The sequence below is a fragment of the Candidatus Stygibacter australis genome (genome assembly GCA_030765845.1).
Classification (GTDB): Bacteria; Cloacimonadota; Cloacimonadia; order Cloacimonadales; family TCS61; genus Stygibacter; species Stygibacter australis.
Map to the genome: position 1 here is coordinate 1 of JAVCDJ010000008.1, position 4,108 is coordinate 4,108.

The 4,108-nt window shown below is 35.2% G+C and carries 3 protein-coding genes; all 3 read left to right on the forward strand.

Annotation, left to right across the window (positions count from 1 at the left end):
* On the forward strand, positions 1-917 hold a 917-nt coding region (locus RAO94_00265), incomplete at its 5' end, for an ATP-binding protein (protein ID MDP8320760.1).
* Positions 918-944: 27 nt separating this feature from the next.
* Complete coding sequence (locus tag RAO94_00270) at positions 945-2,972, forward strand: response regulator (GenBank protein MDP8320761.1); 2,028 nt, start codon at positions 945-947, stop codon at positions 2,970-2,972.
* Between the two features lie 416 nt (positions 2,973-3,388).
* The coding region (locus RAO94_00275) for a response regulator (GenBank protein MDP8320762.1) at positions 3,389-4,108 on the forward strand (720 nt) is incomplete at its 3' end.

Below are 4,108 nucleotides of genomic sequence, written 5' to 3' on the forward strand. Positions count from 1 at the left end.
AATATATTAGAATCAATCATGGGCATTTTAAAGAAGAATTCAGGCTTAAAACAAAATCCGGTGACTGGAAATGGGTGCAGAGTCAAGGAAAGATCGTCGAATGGTCAGATGATGGTGAACCTCTGCTAATGTTAGGTTGTCACATTGATATTGATGAACGCAAGAAAAATGAAGAGCAACTGAAAATATTAAATGAGAAATTAGAAGAAAGGGTACAGAAAAGAACTCAGGAGCTGGAAAAGACGATCCATGAACTTGAGGAATTCAGCTATTCTATTTCGCATGATCTTAAGGCTCCATTGCGTGCGATTGGAGGGTTTTCGGAGATATTAAGGGAAGATCATAGTCAGCAACTTAATGAAGAAGCGACGAAACTTCTGGATGTGATAGAAGCGAATGTCTGGATGATGGGACAATTGATCGAAGATCTATTATACTATGTGCGGTTAAGCAGAATTCCGCTTAAAACATCAACTCTTGATATGGGATTAATTGCCTGGAATGCCTATAATCACCTTCAATCAGGCAATAAAAAAGAAGATATTGATCTTACGATAGCTGACCTTAAAACGGCATCCGGTGACGCGGTACAGATTAAATTGCTTTTTACGCATTTATTTGAAAATACTATCAAATATCGTCATCCAGATCATAAATTGGAGATTGTAGTAGGATTAATTGACCGGGAAGGTGATAAATATTTTTATGTAAAAGATAATGGAATTGGGTTTGATATGGATCATGCTCATCATATCTTTAAAATCTTTCATAGATTGCACTCCACCGAATTATACAAAGGAACAGGAGTTGGATTGGCTATCGTAAAAAGAATAATTGATAAACACGGTGGTAAGGTATTTGCCGAAAGTGAACCTGGAAAGGGAACGATAATTTATTTCAGCTTACAGGAAAACTGATCAGCTTAATGTTGAGGGAGGAAATTAATGTTGTGTAAGAAAAACATAAATGTACTGCTTTTAGAAGATAACCCTTCAGATGCTAAGTTACTGGAGAGAGCTCTTTATAAGAGATGGCAAAATATTAATTTCTTGAGAGTTTTTACTGCTGAGGATATGCATAGAGCCTTATCGGAACAGGAATGGGATATCATAATCTCAGATTATCACATGCCGCAATTTACGGGACTGGATGCTTTAGATATATTGCAGGAATCAAAACAGGATATTCCCTTTATCATGGTTTCAGGAAAAATGGGCGAGGATGTTGCTGTTTATGTAATGAGAGCGGGAGCTCAAGATTATATACTTAAAGATAAACTCGACCGATTGATCCCGGCAATAGAGCGAGAGCTGAGCGAATGGGAGACTCGAAAGCTAAATAAAGAAACTAAAGAGGAACTGCGCATTTCTGAAACAGCCTGGGCAAAAACTTTCTCATCAATTGCCGATAGTATCATGCTGGTTAATTCTGAAGGTCTGATCAAGCAAATTAATACTGCATCACTTGATACTTTTAATATGCCAGAATCGGAGATTATTGGTAGATTCTGTTATGATGTTCTTGAGCTTCCAGACAAAGATGATTGCCCTTTTAGAAAAACGAAGGAAACTCTGAAACGTGTCCAAACTCAGATTAGTTTTAATAATAAATGGTATGGGATTACACTGGATCCCATTGTTGATGAATCTAATAAATTCCACGGAGCTGTTCATATTATGAAAGACATAACTGAACTGATGCAATCTCGAATACTATTGGAGACTTTATATAATATCTCTACTACTGTACGCAGTTCAGAAAATCTGCCAGATCTTTATAAAAAAATCAAACAATACCTAATTAAAATTATTAACATTTCAAATATCCATGTTGCCCTTTATAATGAGGAAAAGGATCAACTAACATTTCCATTTGAAAGAGATATTGATCAAAATCATCCATTAGTCAGCCAGAATTCTCTCTCTTCTTTTGTTTTGAAAAAAGGAAAACCAATACTTTTTAAAGGTCAGGACATTCGAAATATGGCAGCAGAAAATATTATTGATGTTTTTGAGCCGATTCCACTCGTTTGGCTGGGAGCTCCTTTGAAAACTAATAAAAAGACTATTGGGGTGATATATTTTCAAAGTATGGATGATCCCAATGCTGGATCAGAAAAAGACCTGGATCTGATCAGCTTTGTGTCTAATGAAATAGCTCAAGCTATTGAACGTAAACAATTTGAAGATAACCTGCAGACAGCCTTGGAAGACTTAAGAATCCTGCATCGAGATTTGGAGAAAAAAGTTGAAATAGCAGTCAATAATCTCCGAGAAAAAGATCATATAATTATGGAGCAGTCCCACCAGGCATCAATTGGAGAAATGATCTCCAGTATTGCCCATCACTGGAGACAGCCATTAAATGCTATCGGTGTAACCGTTCAGTCCTTAAGTGAAGCATATGAATTTGATGAATTAACAGAAGACTTTTTAAATGAAAAAATCACTTTCTCTATGAAATTGCTTAAAAATCTCTCTCAATCAATTGATGATTTTAGATTTTTATATCAATCTGGAAAGGAGATCTGTGATTTTGACCTTAAGAAATATCTTCTTAAAACAATAGACTTAATGAAAGATAAATTTACCAACAGCAAAATAAATCTCCAGTTAGAGCTTTCAGATAGTTATATCATAACTGGCTACCCATCGGATTTTTCTCAGGCGATCTTAAATGTACTTAATAATGCCTATGAGATACTGATCAGTCGGCAGATTGAAGAGCCTAAGGTCTGGGTAAAATTTATAATTGAAAATGACAAGGCAGTGATTTCAATCCGAGATAACGGTGGTGGCATTGATGTGAGTGTAAAAGATAAATTATTTGTACTGTATTCAAGCACAAAAAGTAATTTAAATAATACTGGTATTGGTCTTTATATGACAAAAGTGATGATCGAAAATAATATGAAGGGAACCATAGAAGTAATAAATCATCAAGATGGAGCTGAATTTATTTTTGTGATCTAATTAATAAGCTATACTTTTTCTTAGACTGAATATTTTTATAGTGATATTTCAATCCAGTATAAATAGAAAAATGCTCTAAAATCTGATGATCCGGTCACCAGAAAATCTTCTGATATCTATGTGGAATAGGCTAAGAAAAACAACTTAGCACATACTGACATTATTTTGTGCATTATGCTTAGTTGCTCCACCTGAAATTCACAATGGGCCTGAAAGTGGATTGACATCCTTATTATCAAATGATTTCAGAGTGAATTTCTATTTTCTTATCAGCAATCGGAAAGCTGTGAAATATAGTTTTTCAATCAGAACGTTAATCCTTGTATAAATCCATTGAATTTAATAAGTATTGACTTTTTTTTGCAAAATGCTCTTTTGTCGAATAGGAAAATGGTGAATAAAATTAAAGAGAAGATATGAAAGAATTGATAAAAGTATTGATGCTTGAAGACAATCCCTCAGATGCTGCCCTAATCCTCAGAGAATTACGCAAAGCCTGGAAGGAAGTATCATATCAGCGAGTATTCTCTGGTAATGATATGAAAAAACTTCTCTTTGCTGAAGATTGGGATCTTATAATCTCAGACTATTCCATGCCCCAATTTACCGGCATAGACGGATTGGAGATCTTAAAGGAAACTGGTCTTGACCTGCCATTTATCATGGTATCCGGCACAATGGGAGAAGATGTTGCCGTATCTGTCATGAAATCCGGAGCTCAGGATTACATCTTAAAAGATAAACTACATCGATTAGTACCAGCTATAGAAAGAGAGCTTTTTGAGAAAAATCTCAGGCTTGAGTATAAAATCACCAGTAAAGCCCTTAATGAAAGCGAAGCTATCAGCCAGGCAGTTATTGATGGTTCTCCTATTGGAATATCAGTTCGAGACAGAAATGGGACCTTGAAATTATATAATGGATCGTGGAAAAGAATCTGGGCAATCAGTGATGAACGGGCTGAAAAATATACTGAGCAAAGAACCAAATTAAATTTTGATGGTAATGATTCCTATCTTGGTGAAAATCAGGAAAAAGTGAAGCGTGTTTATGAGATTGGAGAAAATCTCTATATACCTGAAATAAAATTACCGGGTCGCAAGCAAAAGAAAACAGAATGGGTATCACAACATTTT

Bases quoted from the DNA above. Each gene is read 5' to 3' on its own strand.
- RAO94_00270 (MDP8320761.1), top strand. From the start codon at position 945: ATGTTGTGTAAGAAAAACATAAATGTACTGCTTTTAGAAGATAACCCT.